Source organism: Psychrobacter sp. AOP7-B1-25 (assembly GCF_052376195.1).
In the GTDB taxonomy this organism is placed as follows: domain Bacteria; phylum Pseudomonadota; class Gammaproteobacteria; order Pseudomonadales; family Moraxellaceae; genus Psychrobacter.
On record NZ_JBQSVK010000001.1, the window covers coordinates 325,020 to 344,168 of the forward strand.

The window sequence follows — 19,149 nt, forward strand, 5'->3', positions numbered from 1 at the left end:
AAGGTTAATCACTGTGCCGCTGTTAATAAAATATAAAAGAAGAACAAACAGTCTTTAATAAACAAAAAAGCCGCGATAGTACGCAGCTTTTTTGAGTATCACCAGCTATGTATGTAGCAAATAACCAAATAAAAATACTATTATTCAGACTTTGATTTTTTTACTAATTGACTACTGTCTGCTTTGACCACTAAGGTTTTGGCAAGTTTGTCATGCCAACCAATGTTTTCTGGGCTTTTGGACGCCATGTAATAATGAATGGCAATAATCACAAAGCCTAAAAAGCTAGTAAATGAAAACAGTAAGTTATAAATGATAAATAACAATAACGTACGTGTACCGATAAGCTTGATAAACGAGGGTAGACGATGTGTGGTTTGATCCACCACACGAATACCAGTGATTAGTTTGCCTAGTGATTGACCGCGCATGGCAATAAATATCAATTGCAAAGCAAACAAACCAAACACCATCACTTGCGACATCATTAACGTGCTACTAGGAAGGCTTTCCATCAGCGTCATTGAATATTGGTAAGCCGCGTCCATATCTTGGATATTTTGGAACTTGGTATAATCCACATCCATTTTGGTCAATGCCATCACTAACGGTAATATAGCCAATACATAAAGTAAGCCATTGAGTGCAGTGGCCAAGATACGTGACATGATCGGAGCAAGTACCACATCTCCAATGACTTTGCCATTGTCTGCTGCTGTCTTTTTAAGAGTAGACTTATTCAGTGAGACATTATGATGCGGTGTGTGATGACGGTTGGTTGTCATATTCGCATCTTTACCAGTGTCTTTAGGACGTTCAGGCTTGCCATATAGTCTATCTAACGATACAGACTTGTCTTCTTCAGTATTAGTATCTTCAGGAAAGACAGTAACGTTATTAATAATAGAGTCATTGACCTGAGGGCTATTAACGTTAGTAGGTCGATAAACCGTTTGGTTGTTGGTGAGAACACCTACGCGCTGCCATTGGTCTAAGCCTTCATGCCACATTAAGTCATCCAGCAGTACTTCACCAGAGGCGAGCATGATGTTCAACTGTTCCAAATCGTATGGACCAGCTTGTACGTTATTTCGAGCAAGGAAAATCTGCATAATTGCCTGCATAGTTAGTCATGTCTTAGGACATTATATTAGGGTCTATTTGAAAAAATCAAATAGACCCTAATAGTGATATCTTTAATGACTGTGTGAATGACCGTAGCGGTTTACTTTGCTTCTTCACCAGCTAAGAAGAACCAAGTATCTAGCACTGAATCAGGGTTCAATGACACTGAGCTGATACCTTGCTCCATGAGCCAGAATGCTAAATCTGGATGGTCTGATGGACCTTGACCACAGATACCAACATATTTGTTTTGCTTACGGCAAGCTTCAATCGCCATAGTCAACAGCTTCTTAACCGCAGGGTCACGCTCATCAAATAGATGTGAAACGATACCCGAATCACGGTCTAGACCAAGGGTCAACTGAGTCAAATCGTTAGAACCGATTGAGAAACCATCGAAGTATTCTAGGAACTCATCTGCCAATAGAGCATTGGTTGGTAGCTCACACATCATGATGATACGTAAACCATTCTCACCGCGCTTTAAGCCGTTTTTCTCAAGTAACTCGATTACTTGCGCCGCTTCGTCAGTGGTACGGACAAACGGGATCATAATCTCAACGTTGGTCAGTCCCATCTCATCACGGACACGTTTTAGTGCTTTACACTCAAGCTCAAAACAGTCACGGAAGTTATCAGATACATAACGACTGGCTCCGCGGAAACCAAGCATTGGGTTCTCTTCTGATGGTTCATATAACTTACCACCAAGCAGGTTAGCGTATTCGTTTGATTTAAAATCTGACATGCGAACGATAACTGGCTGATCCATAAAGGCAACTGCTAGCGTTGAGATACCTTCAACCAATTTATCAACATAGAAGTCGACAGGTGAGGCATAGCCTGCGATACGCTCTTGGATTGCTTGTGAGATTTCACGTGGCAAGCTGTTCATGTTCAGTAAGGCTTTTGGATGCACACCAATCATACGGTTGATGATGAATTCTAGACGCGCAAGACCGATACCTTCGTTTGGCATTTGGGTGAATGAGAATGCGCGATCTGGGTTACCAACGTTCATCATAACTTTGAATGCTAGCTCTGGCATAGATTCAACAGAGTTAGTTTGTACTTCAAAATCAATCTGACTTTCATAAATGAAACCAGTATCACCTTCAGCACAAGAAGCAGTTACATCTTGGCCATCAGTCAATAACTCAGTGGCGTTACCACAACCAACGATGGCTGGCACACCTAGTTCACGCGCGATAATAGCAGCGTGACAGGTACGACCACCACGGTTGGTAATGATAGCAGAAGCGCGCTTCATCACTGGTTCCCAATCCGGATCAGTCATGTCTGATACGAGGATATCGCCTTCTTCTACTTTATCCATTTCGTTTAGGTTGCTAACGATACGCACTTTACCTGCACCGATACGTTGACCGATTGAGCGACCTTCGCACAATACTTTGGCGCCAGTCGTGTCGATGACATAACGTTCCATGACGTTGCTGTCTTGGCGGCTCTTAACAGTCTCAGGACGCGCTTGAACGATAAAGATTTCACCGCTATCGCCGTCTTTTGCCCATTCGATATCCATCGCGTGGCCATAATGCTGTTCGATCGTTACCGCTTGCTTGGCAAGTGAGGTTAGCTCTTCAGTAGATAAAGAGAACTGCATACGATCTTGTTTTTCAACATCAACGGTTTTAACTGATTTTGCAGTGCTACCTTCATCACCATAAACCATTTTCTTATGCTTGCTACCTAGGTTACGACGGATCACCGACGGCTTACCATTGGCTAGCAACTTCTTAGAGATGTAGAACTCATCTGGGTTAACCGCACCCTGTACAACCATTTCACCTAGGCCGTAGCTTGACGTGATGAATACCACTTGATCAAAACCACTTTCAGTATCTAGCGTGAACATAACACCAGCAGCGCCAGTCTCTGAACGTACCATACGCTGTACAGCAGCAGACAATGCAACGCCTTCATGCTCAAAACCTTTATGAACACGGTAAGAGATAGCACGGTCATTATATAGAGAGGCAAATACTTCTTTGATAGCAATTAGGACGTTATCGATACCGCGAATGTTCAAGAAGGTTTCTTGTTGACCGGCAAATGAAGCATCTGGCAAATCTTCAGCAGTGGCAGAAGAACGTACAGCAACAGCGATGTCTTCGCCGCCGCTCATGGTTTCAAATGATTGACGTACTTCTTGCTCAAGATCTTTTGGCAGTTCTTGCTCGATAATCCAAGTACGAATCTTTTTACCAGTAGCCGCAAGCTTATTAACATCGTTTACATCTAGTGTTTTTAGCTCGCTGTTGATTTTTTCAAGCAAGCCCGTTTCAGTTAAAAAGCGGTTAAATGCATTTGAAGTGGTGGCAAAGCCGCCTGGAACACTAACGCCTAAGTCAGATAAATGGCTGATCATTTCGCCAAGCGAAGCGTTCTTACCACCAACCATTTCGATGTCGTCTTTTCCTAGCTGATCAAGATTGATTACAAGTGCTGTAGATTGCGCTGCCATGATAACTCCAGAAAATAAGGTTATTTAGTAAAGATTATAACGGTGAATTATACCGTCATATTAGGAGAATTTCGAGGGTTTTCACCAAAAAACTTGTTAAAAATATACAAATTGTGGGGTTTGCTACATAAATTATAGCTAGCGCTCTTAATTTCCGTATTTACGTAGATTAAAAATATCAATATTAGGAAGGGTGGTACAGGTTAAGAAGAGCCAACTACTACATGAAATAAGCACGTTTAGATAGGTTATAGTTAGAGTATTTCCATAACTTATGTTTTTATTATTCTTATCTCATGTTCTTGTATTGGACATACGATAAAAAATCTTCTCAATAAGAGGTGAATTCACTATATCGGTAAGATGAAAAACAATATTAGTCCTAAGTGTAAGCCTGTAACATTGATTTCTATTAAGAAGCTAATATGCGTATAATGTAGCGCATAGATAGTTGGTGCACACTACGTGATGAATGTGCAATATAGGTACTGATAAAAACGCGTTTTAAGAAAGTAACTATAAAAGCTAGTGATAAAAGCAACTATAAAAAGCCAAGTAAAAATCGCGCTTTTAATAGCCAAAGCAATGCTAGTAATAGTCAATAACTGATAATCGCTTAATAAGTTTGAGTTATTACTAAGAGCTATACCAAAAACTATATGAAGGTCACTATTGAGTTTTCAACCGAGGTGTCAACGATATGTACTCAAGCAATCCATCTGAACAAGTTAAGTCCACTATCCAAAACCGTGATGCGCTCAATTTCGACAGCTCTCACGCTATCAGAACAGCATTTTTTATCTCAGATGGTACAGCGATTACGGCTGAGACACTGGGGCGTGCGATCTTGAGTCAGTTTGCTTCAGTGCCTTTTGAGACCAGAGTGTTACCTTACGTAGACAGCTTAGAGCGCGCCGAAGATGCGGTTGAACAAATCAACATGGCCTATCAACGAGACGGATCGTTGCCACTCGTGTTTGATACGATCGTCAATCCTGAAATTCGCGAAAGAATCAACTCAGCCCAAAGCTGCAATTTAGATATGTATGAAGGTCTAATCGGCCGTGTTGCAGAAGAGACTGGTGTGGAGCCAGATGGTCATTCGGGGCATGCACATGACGATGTAGATTCTGAAACCTATAAAGAACGTATTGATGCAGTGCATTTTGCCTTAGATAACGATGATGGCGCGCGTACTCGCCACTACAACGCAGCTGATATTATTTTGGTAGGTGTCTCGCGCTCTGGTAAGACGCCAACTTCTCTGTATTTAGCATTACAATTCGGTATTCGAGCGGCCAACTATCCTTTGACCGAAGACGATTTATACGACAATCAGTTACCGAAAGCGTTACGTGAGCACAAAGACAAACTGTTTGGTTTGCTTATTGATACTGATCGTTTGGTAAAAATTCGTCAAGAACGCCGTGCAGGTAGTCGCTACTCAAGCTATCAGCAATGTCAGCAAGAGCAGCGTGCGATTCAAGGTATTTATATCACGCATGGTATTCCAAGCCTGGATGTGTCTGAGATGTCTGTTGAAGAGATTGCCACTCGTATCTTGCAGATGACAGGCCTCAAACGTCGTATTGGTTGATAAGTGTCAGCTCAAAAAACGGTTCAAACAGTTTTGAGAAGTCGCATTAATAAGTGCTCAAACAGCTGCAATGAATGCGTAAAAAACATTAATAAATATACTTCACTTTATCCTAGATAATTATCATATAGAGAATACTATGATTTCAGCCTATCAATCTATAAAGCCGTCGTTGTTGATGGCAGGTTTGCTCAGCGCAGCGACCTTACTGAGTGCTTGTCAAACGTCGCCATTTGCAAAAGAGCCTGTACCTGAACCACGCTATATTCCAAGCATCGTATTGGGAGAGGCGCAGACTCTGACAATCATGCCAAACCGTGTGGCCTGTGCTTCAGAATTGCCAATGCAGTGCCTGCTTGCGAAGTCTAAGGACGGTAGCGTATTCCAGATTCCGTATGATTGGATCGATGACTTCAAACCAGCCCTTGGTACTGAGTACATCATTAGTGTTCGCCCACAGGTTGACGAAGGCCAGCAGAGTGCTACTGGCCACTGGACATTGCAAAACATACTGTCACAACGTATGGTAGGTATGCCTTAGTAGGGTGACATTCATCTACATGATACCAACTCATCTACATATTGATTCATTTACATCTCAAACATTTACTCGATAAATATAAAGAGGACATCATGGTAAGTAAAAGTGCAAGCGACGAGACCAATGATACTGGGAAAGATATTCATACCGAAGTATCAAACAAATCTAGCGGACACGTGCCAAGCCCTGAACATACCGAAGGTAAGAATAAAAAAGAAAAGATAGAGCAGACTCATGAGCAAGTGACTGATGATGTCATGCATCATCCTGATCTGGTGAATCCACTCGATGACACACGAATCGATGTTAAGTCTGGATTTACCAAAGACTCTCGCCGTGTAAAAAGTGACGATCATGAGTATGAGTACGATGCAGTTGTTTTAGGAGCGGGCCCTGCTGGTGAAGCCGCTGCTATGAAGTTGACCAAGTCGGGTAAAAGAGTGGTGGTCGTCGATCCTCGTGATCAAGTAGGGGGTAACTCTACTCACGTCGGTACGATTCCAAGTAAGGCATTGCGCCAGTCTGTCTTTAACCTGATTAACTTTCGCCGCGATCCCATGTTTACCAAAGCAATGGAATATAAGCAAGTACCGCTAAATGAAGTATTGGCCAAGGCGCGTCAAGTTATCCGTCGTCAAGTCGGTACGCACACGCGTTTTTATGAGCGCAATCGTATCGAAGTTATTCAAGGTTGGGCAAGTTTTGTTGACGCACACACGCTGCGTATTGAAGTCGATGAAAATGTTTATGAAACCATCACTTTCAATAAGGCCATCATCACTGTCGGTAGTCGTCCTTATCGTCCTGAGATTTTAGACTTTGACCATCCGCGCGTTTTTGATTCTGATAAAATCTTGCAAATGGATTATGTGGTCAAAAAAATCATTATTTATGGTGCAGGGGTGATTGGTTGTGAGTATGCCTCTATCTTTACTGGTCTTGGTTACAAGGTTGATTTAATCAACAACCAAAATCAGTTGCTTAATTACTTAGACAGCGAAATCAGTGATGCCATCGCGCATGACTTCAGACAGTTCGGTGTGCTTATCCGTAGTAACGAAGAGATTGACCACCTTGAGACTCATGATGACTACGTGGTCTTGCATTTAAAGAGTGGCAAGCGCATCAAATCTGATGCCATTCTTTGGTCAAATGGACGCTCAGGTAACACTGAAGGCTTAAATTTAGAAGCTATTGGGCTAAAAGCAAATGGTCGTGGCCAGTTAAAAGTAGATGATACTTACTGTACAGACGTCGAAAATATCTATGCTGCCGGTGACGTAATCGGTTGGCCCTCATTAGCTTCTGCCGCCTATGACCAAGGGCGCTGTGCTGCTGCCTTTATGGTTGGTGATAGCGATGCTGAGCCAGTATCTAGTGTACCGACGGGTATCTATACGATTCCTGAAATCTCTTGTATTGGTAAGACAGAGCAAGAGCTTACAGATGAAAAAGTCCCGTACGAAGTGGGTCAGGCATTTTTCAAACATCTAGCACGTGCCCAAATCATTGGTGAACGTTCGGGCGTACTAAAGATATTGTTCCATCGTGACACGCTCGAAATCCTAGGTATCCATTGCTACGGTAACCACGCGTCAGAGATTATCCACATTGGACAAGCCGTGATGAAGTGTAAGAGCAATAATACGCTTGAGTACTTTGTGAACACCACCTTTAACTATCCAACGATGGCAGAAGCGTATCGTGTGGCGGCATTGAATGGCTTGAACCGAGTGTTTTAAGTTCTGAAAGCCAAAACAATACAATATAGATGAAAAAGCGCTTACTAAGAATAGTAGGCGCTTTTTTAATGCTCATAGATTTAGTGAATTTCCAAGTTTATAAGTAGGCTTTTCTTTGCGGAATCCGCTTGCGTAAGAACAGCAATAAAGTGAAGTAAAGCAACCATAAACCAGCTAATGTGTAAAACCCTATGGCGACTTGAGAGACACTGGCGCCCATTTGGTTGAGCTGCACAGAGGTATTAATGGCAGGCGTAGTCGGTACCAGCCAACGTATCATTTGTAATATTTGAGGTAGCTGGTCTGCTGGCCAAGGATAGCCGCTTAGGAAAAATATTGGTAGGGATATAAAGATTAATATCTGCATACTACGCTCACGCTGCCTGAACCATAATCCGAGCACGCAGCCGAGCGTTGCGACTGTCGGACAGAACAGTGCCAAAAACAGCAGCGTACCGAGCATATTTTTTCCGCGTGGATAATGATGTAGCTCAAAAGCCCACCCATAGTAAAAACAGCCAATGATAAAGCTAAGTGAGCTTAAAGCCCCGATACGTCCTAGCCAGCCACGTATACTGGTACTGTGACGGTGCTGCTCATACCATGTGCCAATTAGCATTGCTGTCGCCATCAAAAGTGTCTGCTGTAAGATAATGACAGAAACGGCTGGTACAACGTAAGCGCCATAACCCTCGGTTTGGTTATACAGTGGCATAATTCGTAGTGGCACAGCTTGTGTGTTCTGTGCAGCGGTGGGTGCATAGGCACCTTGTGCAATGCTTTTCTTGACTTTGATACCAGCAGATACTGTACCCACTGCTTGAGAGAACCCCAATTGGACGTTCTTATTTAAAATAAAATAACCACCATTCCCCAGTACGCTGACGTGCGCTTGCTCTCCGGATTGAACTTGTTCTTCAAGACCAGTTGGGATCACCATATAGCCTGCAATTTGATCTGACCATATAGCTTCTTTAGCAGCCTGCTCATTGATAAACAGCTCAGTGTCTAGGTATGGACTGGCGCTCGTATAACGCACGAGAGTACGTGATAAGTTACTGTTGTCATGATCGATGATACCTACGGGCACATGATCGACCACCTCAGATGAGTAGGGCCAAGGATAGAAAAACCCATAGATAATAGGGGCGATAATCAACATCAAAAGTACGCCTTTATCGCTAAAGACGTCTTTAAAGGTTTGAATGAAGCTGGCCCAAAAACTTTGTGAAGCCGGAGTGCCCGTTGGTTTAGTTTTTGAGTGTATATTATTCGATGGTGCAGACATCAGCGAGCTCCCCAACGTTCAGGATGCGCCAATGCGCGTTTGGTTAATAGTGCTGCAAGTAGTAGTGCTATTGTGGCAGCAAGCATGAGGCCATAGACAATAGGTAAAGATATGGCGATCGGTGCTTGCATTTGTAACTGTGCAATGTGGAGCTTTAGATAATGTGTTAACGGTAGGGCATTTGACCAATATTGCGCGCTATCACTAATCGCAATATAAGGAAAAGTAACACCAGCAAAGGCATAAGAAGGTGCTGAAATAAAGCCCGTGGTCGATAGGCCCATACGTAATGAAAAGGAATTCAAAGTAAAAATAGCACCTAGCCAAAACGACAGTATCATGAGGCACAAAAACCCAGCATAGACGGCAGCAAGAGACGCAATATTAATGTTCTGATTAGACGTTGCCAACCATAATATCAATGCTGACCACAAGCTATATGCCAGTATTGGCCAAAAGTATTTACCTAATAAACCAAATACCAAAACTGATAGGCTGACTGAGTTGGGCTTTTTTGCATTTGACGATGGTGCAGTGTTATTACTGCTACCTTGTACAGTTGAGAGCGAAGATGTCGCTTCTGCAGTTTTAGGTAAGGCTAGATTAGGCTTTCCTGCATCGATAAAACGGTACCAGCGGCCGATATTCTTATCACGTAACTCGCGGCCAATCGTGGTTGCACCTATGACCATCGCTAATATATGCAATAAGGCAGGTATGACGGTCGATGCCAAAAACTGCTGATAATTGGTCGCAGCATTGAATAAGCTAATACGCTGCACACTGATAGGTGCGTAAGCGGTCATCGCTTGTGATGGCGCCACACCTTGTTTGACCAATCGCTTAATCTCTACACCCGCGGATAATGTACTAGCGACTGCTTGGACACCCGTCTGAATAATACCAGAGTGTGTACCGTACTGTGCATTGACTTGTAGAGTCAACGGTGCAGGCTGGTTCGATAATATATTACGAGAAAAGTCTTCCGGAATAATGACGACAGCATAAATGTCGCGCTGTAAAATAGCAGCCTCTGCATCCGCTTGGGAATAATAAAGCTGTCTGACCGTCAAAGTAGGACTGGCTTCTAAGTAACGTATAGCAGTATTGGCAACAGCGCTATTGTCTTGATCAATGACCCCAATAGGCAGATCGGTAATTTGAGTCTGCGAAAATATCCACCATATAAGCAGTACTGTTACCAATGGTATCCATACCACCATGCTTAAGTCCCAGTGGTTCTTTACCAAAAAACGGCGCTCGTAGGTGGCACTGCGTAAAAAAGCCCCACTTAACTTAGACAAGTGCATGTCTTACTCTTGGTTCTGATTGACAGGAATGGGATCGATACGTATCACCACACTCATTCCTGAGCGGATACGAGCATCGGGCTTAGATGGTCGAGCCTTAACCTCAAAAGTACGCACATCAAAACCATCATCGTTATTAGTCGGACGCCAAGTAGCAAAGTCTGATAAGGATGAGGATGCATAAACGGTAAACTGTTTTGTGTAAGGTTTGTCCACTGATGACAACGCTGGAATAGTCCCCGTAAATGTCTGACCAATAGCAAATTGGTTTAAATATGACTCAGTGACGTTAAGTACTACCCATTGGTTGTTAGTATCTACCAGCGTCAGGAGTGGAACTCCTTGACCGATGACTTCTCCAGCACTCACAATGACATTATCGACGATACCAGCGATAGGACTTCTTAGATTCGCTTCCTCTTTTGCTACTAACGCTTCATCGAGCTTTGCATCGACCTGTGCGACTTGTGCTGTAGCTGCGAACACATCTTCAGTACGTGTGCCTTCTAGCGCCAGATCATACTGCAAGCGAGCCGCTTCAGTTTGGTCTTGAGTGGCAAGATATTGCGCATATGCCTCATCGCGCTTTTGCCGCGCCATCAATCCTTCTTCATAAAGGCGATTCACACGCTGATAGGTGTTTTCTGCCAAGTCAGACGCGGCTTTATTGGCCTGCCAAGCGGCTTTTGCTTGCGCAATTTCTTGCGGGCGAGCACCATTTTCTGCTTTGTCTAATTGGCTTTGTGCGATTCGTTTACCAGCACGTGCTTGATTAATCTTGGCATTAATCTCAGGCGAATCCATTTCAATTAGTTGTTGACCTGCTGTAACTGTATCACCCTCTGTTACCATGATTTGGGCGATACGCCCTGGTACTTTTGCAGCAATAGACGTTTGCTGCATCTGCATTTGTCCTTGCAGCGTAATCATTTCTGGCTCGCTATGCGCATTACTTTTATATAAACCATACGCAATGATACCAAGGAAAATTAATATAAATAGCGCAAACAATGCTTTCTTTGTACGTGCAGATTTGTCAATTTTAGAATGACTACGCTTATAAGCAGGTGTCGGTTGCTCTGGTTCGATATCAGGTATGTCTTTTAAAGGATCGACTGAATTTTGTGCATCTTGAGAGGTTACTGACTCGGTTGCATCAGTTGATTTATTTGAGTCGTCTGATTCGCGTGGTAATTCAGTCATGACAATGAGATTCCTAAAGCAACAAAGTTGAAAGTAAAGGGTTTATTACTAGTACACTCGAACCGCATAAGGCTTGGCGTTGTCTATGGTTTCAGAATTAAAAATAGCACCAAAGGCGACAATAAATGCTGAATAATAGAGCCACAGCATAATGACCACAGCAGCTGAAAGCGCGCCAAACTCAGCACTATAGTTATTAAAATTTTGCACATAAACTGAAAACAAGATGGACAGTACAATCCATAAAACCGTTGCTAGTGCAGCACCTGGCATTAATTTTTTGAGGGCGACGGCATCACGATTTGGGGCTAGGCGATAAAGGCCCAAAAAGCTTAAAAATATGATACCTGTCAATATTGGCCACCTGCTCCAAAGCGCAATCGTCTTCGCTATCTGGGGGAAAGGGAAATAGGCCGCCGCCAAAGGAATAATCGCGATAGAGGAGACCGCTATAATCAATACGACTACTGCTGCAAAGGTCAAACCAACTGCGCGAATCGTGCTCTGTATAAAACTGCGCTCTTGAGTAATATGAAATGCAAGGTTAATAAGAATAATTAAAGATTTGATACCTTTAGAGCCAGCATAAAGTGCGAGCAAGGACGATATTAGCAGGCTAAAAGTCAGTGTAGACGTGGTTGTAGAAACCAAGTCATTCAGACGTGAGTTAAGCACTTCATATACCGTATCAGGAATAAACTGACTCAAGAGTGAGATTTGCTCTTGCATCTCAGTAGGCGAAAACGCCAGACCATAAAGCAGGACAAACACAGCCATTACTGGAAAAATTGATAAGAAACCAAAGAAACCTACGCTTGCGCAATGCGCCCAAACGTTAGAGTTATTTGCAATTTTCCATGTCTCTAGTAACGTCTGCAGCCAGTTTTTTGTCGATTTAGCAGTCAATTCTTTCATAAAAACAGGTATTCACAATAGGGTTAGTAATAGTATGTTCGTTGTCGGCTTCATGATAATACAAAGCGTTTATCAACACGACTCATGGCTTCTCACGTCACATCATTGTTCAGTATATAAAGTAGGCAGTTGAATGTCAGCAGCATTGAGATAAGCATTGAAAGCAAGTGGCGTACCACAGCTTTGCATAAGGGCAGCCAGTGACTGTACGTAGTCATTAGCAGCTTGTGCTTGTTCAGTACGTGCCTTCAGCGATTGCGTTTGTGCTTGCACCACGTCGACGGTGGTATTTACACCTTCTTGTAATCCTAAGCGTCGCAATCGTAATACTTCTGCGGCCAAATCAACATTACTTTGTAATGCTTGATAGCGTGATTGGGCGTTATTGACATCGTGCCAGTTTTTTTCTACCAGTAGTAGTAGATTGTCACTGACTTCAATTTCAGAGAGATCGGCCTGACGTATTTGGGCATTGCTTGATGCTAACGATGCGGTTTTATTGAGTCCGCCCCATAGCTTCCAGCTGGCAGAGATACCAGCGACCCAGCTTGGATTATTCTCTACCTGACCATAACCGTATAGCAATACCGTAGGCTTGTAGCCTGTATCTGATAACGCATGTAATTGTTGCGCCTGTGCTCGCTTGGCTGCAACTTTTTGCAGACCAGGGTGGTTGTTTAGCGCCAAGTCCTGAAAGTAGCTCACATCTGGTAGAGGGCGACTTGAAACAAATAAAGGTGTGGTTGGTTTAATACGGTAGTCGGTACGTAGTAGGCGCTGTAGCGCAATCATGGCTAGGCGCGCGTCATTATTCGCATTGACGGATTCGCTTTTGGCATCCGCAAGAGCCGACTGTGCCTCTAGTCTATCGACACGTGAGATAAAACCTTCTTCGAACAGACGCTCGGCCATATGGTCGGTCTGCTGCAACGTATCGTAAGCATCTTCTCGCAAGTAAGCGGCGATAATCGCTAGTTGTGCCTTAAAATAACGTTCAATCAACGTATTATAGAGCTCATTTTTATCTAACACACTATCAGCCATCGCTTCTTGAGTACGAGCGTCTGAGGCGCCAGTCAATGCATCTGTACGCCCAGCAGTATAAACAGGCCAAACGACACCAAGACCTGCGCCCGACGTAGAGCCTGAGCGCTTAAGATTGTAAGAGTCGGGAATACGCTCACCGACCAGTTCACCGAAGTCTGGTAGGTCTGCTGTAGGAGGAACTATGTTATCTACGCCATTGTTTACTTCGTTGACGATACCGCTTCTGAGAGAAGACAAGTCTATGTCCTCATCTAAATGATAGGCACTGGCAGATACTCGAGCAAATACGAGCGGATTGTCAATGGTTCTGAGTGCGTCAGTTTGGTATTCGCTGGCGGCAATCGCTGCTTGATTGGCAGCAATTTTAGGTGATACTTGTACCAGAAGCTTTTGCGCTTGCTCTAAGCTCAAAAAGCTTGAGACGTCGAGTGCATAGCTATTATCGACAGCTTTATGTGTGATAGGGTCAACAAGCGTAGACAGTGTCTGCGATTCAGCGTTTTGAGGGTTTGGTACTGTATCAAAAGGCGCTATAGCTGATTTATCATTATCAGTCGGACTACCAGTATCTATGATTTGTGTTACCGCCACTGGTGTAACATCATCTGACACTTCTATACTGTCAGCGTCAGTGCTCGCATAAGTCATGACAGGCACGCTCATGACTGCAACTGTCATTATAGCAGTCGGTAGCGCTGATAAAATGAATTTCATAAGTCACATAAGCCATTAATTAGAATGTAAGGTATTATAAAATAAGGAACAGTACCAATAGATTTCATTACTCAGAATATAAAGTCGCTGAACTATTATAGACTATTCGTTAGCTCGCAAAAAATAATGCTCAAATAAGTTATTCATATTCTAATATAAAAATAAGTCTAGATTGAAAGCACTAAAAAGCGGACATTCGTCATAAGAGGTACACTGTAGAGCCACAATAGTGACGGGTCAATGCTCAGTATTTTGTTGTTTTCTATTGTGTGATTAGTAGCAGTATGATAGAGGTTTAATTTAATTTTTAAATATCTGTTTATAAGTAACAACATAGCTAATTAAGCGTTTTAGATTCAAGTGATTTATTTTTAAATAGTTTTTTTTTTTAATCTTACTATGAAAAAATTTAGGCAGTAATTAACAAATAGAAAATGCTCAATAAGTATCAGTCAATAAGTAGTAACCAACAAATAGCAATTAATAAATAGTCACTAAATGGCTATCAAATAGAATAAACAACATTAGCAGAGGGTGTGTCATGGCAGGGTATATTTTAGCGTTGGATCAAGGAACCACATCGAGTCGAGCGATATTGTACGATGATCATGCGCGTCCTATCAAAATGGTACAACAGCCAACGACTTTGCAAACGCCAAGAGCTGGATTCGTTGAACAAGATGCACTGCAAATTTGGCAAACTCAGATCAGCTGTGCGCATGATGTGATTAATCGGGCAGGATTGCTTGCTACTGATGTTACCAGTATCGCGATTACCAATCAGCGTGAGTCGATTGTGATGTGGGATAAGCAAACTGGTAAGCCATTGGCTCCCGCCATCATTTGGCAGGACAGGCGCACCGCGGATTACTGCAAAACGCTCGCTACTGAAAGTGTTAACAATAGTATGAATGACAGTGACTATCAGAGCGCTGATAGCGTTAACATGGCACATGAAGTACAGCGTATTACAGGTCTGCGTTTAGACCCATATTTTAGCGCCAGTAAGATTGCTTGGTTACTAGAAAACAATCCAAAGCTTAGTGTGCGAGCCAGCCGAGGTGAGATAGCAGTCGGCACCATTGATAGTTGGCTAATCTATAAGCTCACAGGTGGTGAGCATGTTATTGATGTGACCAACGCCTCTCGCACGTTATTATTCGATATCCATAAGCTGGCATGGTCAGAGGCACTTTGTGACCGTTTTGCCATACCTATGAATATATTGCCTAAAGTACTACCGTCCGACGGTGATTTTGGCAAAACTAAAAAGGGCCTGTTTGCAAAGCAAATACCTATTCAAGCAGTACTAGGTGACCAACAAGCCGCACTTTTTGGGCAAGGTTGCCTTGATGCAGGGATGGCCAAAAATACTTATGGTACAGGCTGTTTTATGTTAATGAATATAGGCCAGCAGCCAAAGTTGAGTGAGCATAAGCTACTAACCACCGTTGCATGGCAGCGCAAAACGTCACCAACTCGTCCGGATAATTTGTCGTTTGACCAACTTGTACAATCAGGCAAACGTATGCTACAACCACCCAAAAAGGAAGTCACTTATGCCTTAGAGGGCAGTATCTTTATGGCAGGCGCTATCGTTCAATGGCTACGTGACAATTTGGGTATGATTAAACAGAGTAGCGATATCGAAGATCTAGCCCGCCAAGTAGACAGTAGCAAAGATGTGGTATTGCTACCTGCGTTTACAGGATTGGGCGCGCCTTATTGGCGTTCTGATATCAGTGCTAGTATCACTGGCATGAGCCGAGGCACTACCAAAGCTCATATTGCTCGCGCTGCATTAGAGGCTGTTGCTTATCAAACCTATGATGTGCTTATCGCTATGCAAAAGGATAGCCCTCATCCTTTGACCGAACTCAGAGTAGATGGCGGCGCTGCAAACAACGATTTACTGATGCAATTCCAAGCCGATTTATTAGGGGTTCCGGTATTACGTCCTAGAGATACAGAAATTACGGCGAAAGGTGCGGCACTACTCGCAGGTTTAAAGACTGGGCTGTACGATGAGTCGACAATGAAGGCCTCATGGCAGGTAGATCGCGTTTTTGAGCCGAGCATGTCGATTGATGCTCGTGAACAACATCTTGCTAAATGGCAACGAGCTATAGATAGATCTTTGATGCCGCTATCAAATTGATTTACTTGGTAAATTTACTGTCATTACACATCTGAAATTACTCAAAATATGATGCTGCTGTACATAAATGTGATAAAGATACAGGCTGTAACCTAAGGCAATCGCAATGTGGACATAGATTACATAATCGGACTATCTGAGGTTATCCAAAAATTCCTATACTTTAATTGAATTCAACAAGAACGCTAAGTTCTTAGTGAATGAGAAGTTAAATAAATAAAAATAATTTAAGGATAATAATATGAATAACCACGATGTACATATGAACGACCACGATGGTATAAACCGTAGTCATGATGCGATTGATCGTAGTGAAGTAAAGCACATGTCAAAAGAGACCAAAGAAGACTTGAATGCAGATATCATTACCGGTGAACCAGGATCACATCCAGTCGGTACGGGCATCGGCGGCGTAGGCGGTGCAGCAGCAGGCGCGGCTATCGGTACGATGGCAGGCCCGTTGGGTACGTTGATTGGTGGTGCGATTGGTGCAGTCGTTGGTGGCGGTGCAGGACATGCGGCAGCGGAAGCAATTGATCCGACTCATGAAGAAGCATACTGGCGTGCGGAGTATGCAAATGCTGATTATTTTAAAGAAGGGTATGACTTCGACCGTGATATGCATCCAGCATATGCAGTTGGCTATGCGAACCGTGCTCGTTATCCAGTAGACGCACGTTTTGAAGACCATGAAGCAGATCTAGAGCGTTCATGGCATGAAGTGAAAGGCGAGTCTCGCTTGGAATGGAATGAAGCACGTCAAGCATCACGTGATGCGTGGCATCGTGTATCATAATAAACAATTAATGAAACTTTGCCCCAAGTGTTTTGGTGAACGAAGCCTATTAGTAATTGATTGGTACATGAGATTGCTATTTTATTGCACAAAATAGATTGATTGTATTTTCAGTTCTATTAGTAGTTTCACTTATCAATATATATGCTATTTTAAAACTTCCAAAGTTTAACTTTGGAAGTTTTTTTATGCTTAAAGTTTATAAAGTATGCATATATGTGAATATTATGTATTATAATAATGGGTACGATGAGGAATATATGAGTAATAGTGCTGAGGGTGGCAAACAATTCTATATCGCGACGGCAAACTTATTGAACTTCGCGAACCCTAATCGAACTTACTATGAAAATACCCCAGCCTATGACAATGAAGCTTATGAACATAAGCTGCGAGGTCTTACAGGTTTGTTGGCTAAAGCACATGCTGATATTATCGCAGTACAAGAGGTTTGGGATAGTGATGCACTAGAGGCGTTAGCGGTTTCGTTAGGTTTTAAGCCTGAGCAAGCCGTCATTCCACTCGCAAGTAACGATAGCACCAATACTTATACTAAAGGCATAGGTGCACAAAATACGCCTGTGGTTGGTATCATCAGCCGATTTGAGCAATTAGAAACCAGTTTATTAGAAGATATAGCGCCAAAAGCCATTATTGATATACCTGATATCGGTCCTTATCAACGTTTTAATCGCCCTCCACTAGTGTTGCGTGTTGACGCATACGGGCAGCCGATTACTGTCATTACAGCACATTTAAAAAGCAAACGTGCTTTTTTCTTACGTGACGAAAACGGTAACCTGTTAGAGGATATGGACGATCCAAATATTCGAGTTCGCGCTAAACTTCGTAGTCTATGTATGCGCGCGGCAGAAGCGGCCTCTATCCGTATGTCTATCATAGAGCGATTGCACCATACTCGTGAGCCATTGATTCTATTGGGCGATATGAATGATGTCACAGGTAGCGTAACCACTCAGTTGATGACAGAAACTGGGGAGGTCAACTACGACAAAAGTATGCGTGATGTCGCACTTTTTGATGCTGCTCGTATTCAGGCACGGTATGGTTGGATGAAAGATGTCGCCTATACCCATATATATCAAGGCATGCCAGAAGTTATCGATCAGTTATTTGTCTCAGAAGAGTTTTTGCCTGATAGTAAATTTTCGCTCGGTCATGTAGAGCGGGTGGATTATTTTAACGATCATTTGAAGTGGGACTATGACGATAGAGTGACCGATCATGGTATTATAAGGGCGAAAATAAAACTCAATGACTAACTTTATAAAATTAGACGGTTAGCTCTATTAAATTGCTGATCGTTGTATTGTTTTTAACCTATTCATGTCCCTTGCTTGATAATATGCAAGCGTTTATGATAATTCTCCATTGAATACAGTAGTGACCGTACAGGCTTTATATTTTAGCCAAAGGTTAATAGTCCTTCATTTGAGGGTAGGTACTATTCAATGAAGATTATATTTATAAAATAGGGCGCAACATTTAAGAGATTCACAATGAGTGATAATAAAGACGAAAAGATTGAAGATGTGCTGGTAGATTCGGAGTTGGCAAAGAAGCTTGTACCTAATAAGTTTAAGTTTACTAGCCAGCAAGGTCGTGCACGTCGTCAAAAACTATTGGCTGGTGCCAAAAAATTGAGCGAAACACATGCTATTAACGATATAACGTTAGCCGCTGTGTGTGAAGAAGCAGGCATACCAAGAGCTTCTGCTTACCATTTTTTCCCTAATATCGAAGCAATATTTTTAGCATTGCGTTTTTTGAATGCAATTGAAATATTAGAGATGGTAGAAACGGTCGATATTGGCAACTATGACAGATGGCAAGGGTATCTAACGGCGCTTATCGATCATTGTATTACGATATTTCATAACGACAAAACCAAAGCCAAGCTTATTTATGATACCAATACACCTGATTTTGAAGGTGATAGCTTTGGTGAAGATATGGATCATCAAATCGTTAATGTCGTGTATAAGCGTTTGTCAGAGCGTTATGAGATGCCAAACTTTCATGATATCCAAGATACTTTGCTGATTGCTTATAGCATCGTAAATGCTATATTCACGTTGTCGTATCGCCGTCATCAGAGTATCACTGAAGAGTATATCCAAGAAGCAAATACAGCGTTTATCGCTTATTTACGTTGTTATCTACCAGAAAAATTACCACGTAAAAACCGCTAATTTAGCTTACTTTAG

The 19,149-nt window shown here is 42.6% G+C and carries 14 protein-coding genes; 7 read left to right on the forward strand and 7 right to left on the reverse strand.

Features of this window, described 5'->3' with window-relative positions; genetic code table 11:
- Positions 1-140 precede the first annotated feature (140 nt).
- Positions 141-1,124, reverse strand: coding sequence for an RDD family protein (locus tag ACT3QR_RS01290; protein WP_444519583.1), 984 nt, complete (start codon positions 1,122-1,124; stop codon positions 141-143).
- A 101-nt stretch (positions 1,125-1,225) separates the two neighbouring features.
- Positions 1,226-3,610 carry a phosphoenolpyruvate synthase gene (gene ppsA, locus ACT3QR_RS01295; RefSeq protein WP_444519584.1) on the reverse strand — a complete coding sequence of 795 codons (2,385 nt, stop codon included), beginning with the start codon at positions 3,608-3,610 and terminating at the stop codon, positions 1,226-1,228.
- 700 nt (positions 3,611-4,310) lie between these two features.
- Between ppsA and ppsR the strand changes: the two genes are divergently transcribed.
- The 3 genes from ppsR to sthA all read left to right on the forward strand — a co-directional run bounded on the left by ppsR (position 4,311) and on the right by sthA (position 7,490).
- Entirely contained in the window at positions 4,311-5,207 is an 897-nt protein-coding gene (gene ppsR / locus ACT3QR_RS01300; protein ID WP_444519585.1) for a posphoenolpyruvate synthetase regulatory kinase/phosphorylase PpsR, read from the forward strand.
- A 139-nt stretch (positions 5,208-5,346) separates the two neighbouring features.
- A complete protein-coding gene (locus ACT3QR_RS01305) occupies positions 5,347-5,748 on the forward strand; it encodes a DUF4377 domain-containing protein (protein WP_444519586.1) in 402 nt (133 codons plus the stop codon).
- Between the two features lie 92 nt (positions 5,749-5,840).
- A complete protein-coding gene (gene sthA / locus ACT3QR_RS01310; protein WP_444519587.1) occupies positions 5,841-7,490 on the forward strand; it encodes a Si-specific NAD(P)(+) transhydrogenase in 1,650 nt (549 codons plus the stop codon).
- 97 nt (positions 7,491-7,587) lie between these two features.
- Here sthA and ACT3QR_RS01315 read toward each other — a convergent pair whose 3' ends face one another.
- From ACT3QR_RS01315 to ACT3QR_RS01335, 5 genes are all read right to left on the reverse strand, one after another.
- Complete coding sequence (locus tag ACT3QR_RS01315; RefSeq protein ID WP_444519588.1) at positions 7,588-8,778, reverse strand: ABC transporter permease; 1,191 nt, start codon at positions 8,776-8,778, stop codon at positions 7,588-7,590.
- Entirely contained in the window at positions 8,778-10,088 is a 1,311-nt protein-coding gene (locus ACT3QR_RS01320; RefSeq protein ID WP_444519589.1) for an ABC transporter permease, read from the reverse strand. The genes ACT3QR_RS01315 and ACT3QR_RS01320 overlap by 1 nt, the downstream gene beginning before the upstream one ends.
- A 3-nt stretch (positions 10,089-10,091) precedes the next feature.
- A complete protein-coding gene (locus tag ACT3QR_RS01325; RefSeq protein ID WP_444519590.1) occupies positions 10,092-11,291 on the reverse strand; it encodes an HlyD family secretion protein in 1,200 nt (399 codons plus the stop codon).
- 48 nt (positions 11,292-11,339) lie between these two features.
- Positions 11,340-12,206 carry a YihY/virulence factor BrkB family protein gene (locus tag ACT3QR_RS01330; RefSeq protein ID WP_444519591.1) on the reverse strand — a complete coding sequence of 289 codons (867 nt, stop codon included), beginning with the start codon at positions 12,204-12,206 and terminating at the stop codon, positions 11,340-11,342.
- Positions 12,207-12,308: 102 nt separating this feature from the next.
- The gene (locus ACT3QR_RS01335; protein ID WP_444519592.1) at positions 12,309-13,967 is read right to left on the reverse strand and encodes a TolC family protein; all 1,659 of its coding nucleotides are present in this window, start codon (positions 13,965-13,967) and stop codon (positions 12,309-12,311) included.
- 541 nt (positions 13,968-14,508) lie between these two features.
- On the opposite strand from ACT3QR_RS01335, the gene glpK reads away from it, so the two are divergent.
- From glpK to ACT3QR_RS01355, 4 genes are all read left to right on the forward strand, one after another.
- Positions 14,509-16,125, forward strand: a complete 1,617-nt coding sequence (glpK, locus tag ACT3QR_RS01340; RefSeq protein WP_444519593.1) for a glycerol kinase GlpK — start codon at positions 14,509-14,511, stop codon at positions 16,123-16,125.
- Between the two features lie 262 nt (positions 16,126-16,387).
- Positions 16,388-16,921, forward strand: coding sequence for a hypothetical protein (locus ACT3QR_RS01345; protein WP_444519842.1), 534 nt, complete (start codon positions 16,388-16,390; stop codon positions 16,919-16,921).
- A 260-nt stretch (positions 16,922-17,181) separates the two neighbouring features.
- A complete protein-coding gene (locus ACT3QR_RS01350; RefSeq protein ID WP_444519594.1) occupies positions 17,182-18,204 on the forward strand; it encodes an endonuclease/exonuclease/phosphatase family protein in 1,023 nt (340 codons plus the stop codon).
- Between the two features lie 237 nt (positions 18,205-18,441).
- The gene (locus tag ACT3QR_RS01355; protein WP_444519595.1) at positions 18,442-19,134 is read left to right on the forward strand and encodes a TetR/AcrR family transcriptional regulator; all 693 of its coding nucleotides are present in this window, start codon (positions 18,442-18,444) and stop codon (positions 19,132-19,134) included.
- The last annotated feature ends 15 nt before the right edge of the window (positions 19,135-19,149 follow it).

What these genes read in the sequence shown, in the direction of transcription:
- ACT3QR_RS01335 (WP_444519592.1), bottom strand. Translation starts at nt 13,967, where the DNA reads ATGAAATTCATTTTATCAGCGCTACCGACTGCTATAATGACAGTTGCA.
- ppsA (WP_444519584.1), bottom strand. Translation starts at nt 3,610, where the DNA reads ATGGCAGCGCAATCTACAGCACTTGTAATCAATCTTGATCAGCTAGGA.
- ACT3QR_RS01345 (WP_444519842.1), top strand. Translation starts at nt 16,388, where the DNA reads ATGAACGACCACGATGGTATAAACCGTAGTCATGATGCGATTGATCGT.
- ACT3QR_RS01350 (WP_444519594.1), top strand. Translation starts at nt 17,182, where the DNA reads ATGAGTAATAGTGCTGAGGGTGGCAAACAATTCTATATCGCGACGGCA.
- ACT3QR_RS01320 (WP_444519589.1), bottom strand. Translation starts at nt 10,088, where the DNA reads ATGCACTTGTCTAAGTTAAGTGGGGCTTTTTTACGCAGTGCCACCTAC.
- ACT3QR_RS01330 (WP_444519591.1), bottom strand. Translation starts at nt 12,206, where the DNA reads ATGAAAGAATTGACTGCTAAATCGACAAAAAACTGGCTGCAGACGTTA.
- ACT3QR_RS01315 (WP_444519588.1), bottom strand. Translation starts at nt 8,778, where the DNA reads ATGTCTGCACCATCGAATAATATACACTCAAAAACTAAACCAACGGGC.
- ACT3QR_RS01290 (WP_444519583.1), bottom strand. Translation starts at nt 1,124, where the DNA reads ATGCAGGCAATTATGCAGATTTTCCTTGCTCGAAATAACGTACAAGCT.
- ACT3QR_RS01355 (WP_444519595.1), top strand. Translation starts at nt 18,442, where the DNA reads ATGAGTGATAATAAAGACGAAAAGATTGAAGATGTGCTGGTAGATTCG.
- ppsR (WP_444519585.1), top strand. Translation starts at nt 4,311, where the DNA reads ATGTACTCAAGCAATCCATCTGAACAAGTTAAGTCCACTATCCAAAAC.
- ACT3QR_RS01325 (WP_444519590.1), bottom strand. Translation starts at nt 11,291, where the DNA reads ATGACTGAATTACCACGCGAATCAGACGACTCAAATAAATCAACTGAT.
- glpK (WP_444519593.1), top strand. Translation starts at nt 14,509, where the DNA reads ATGGCAGGGTATATTTTAGCGTTGGATCAAGGAACCACATCGAGTCGA.
- sthA (WP_444519587.1), top strand. Translation starts at nt 5,841, where the DNA reads ATGGTAAGTAAAAGTGCAAGCGACGAGACCAATGATACTGGGAAAGAT.
- ACT3QR_RS01305 (WP_444519586.1), top strand. Translation starts at nt 5,347, where the DNA reads ATGATTTCAGCCTATCAATCTATAAAGCCGTCGTTGTTGATGGCAGGT.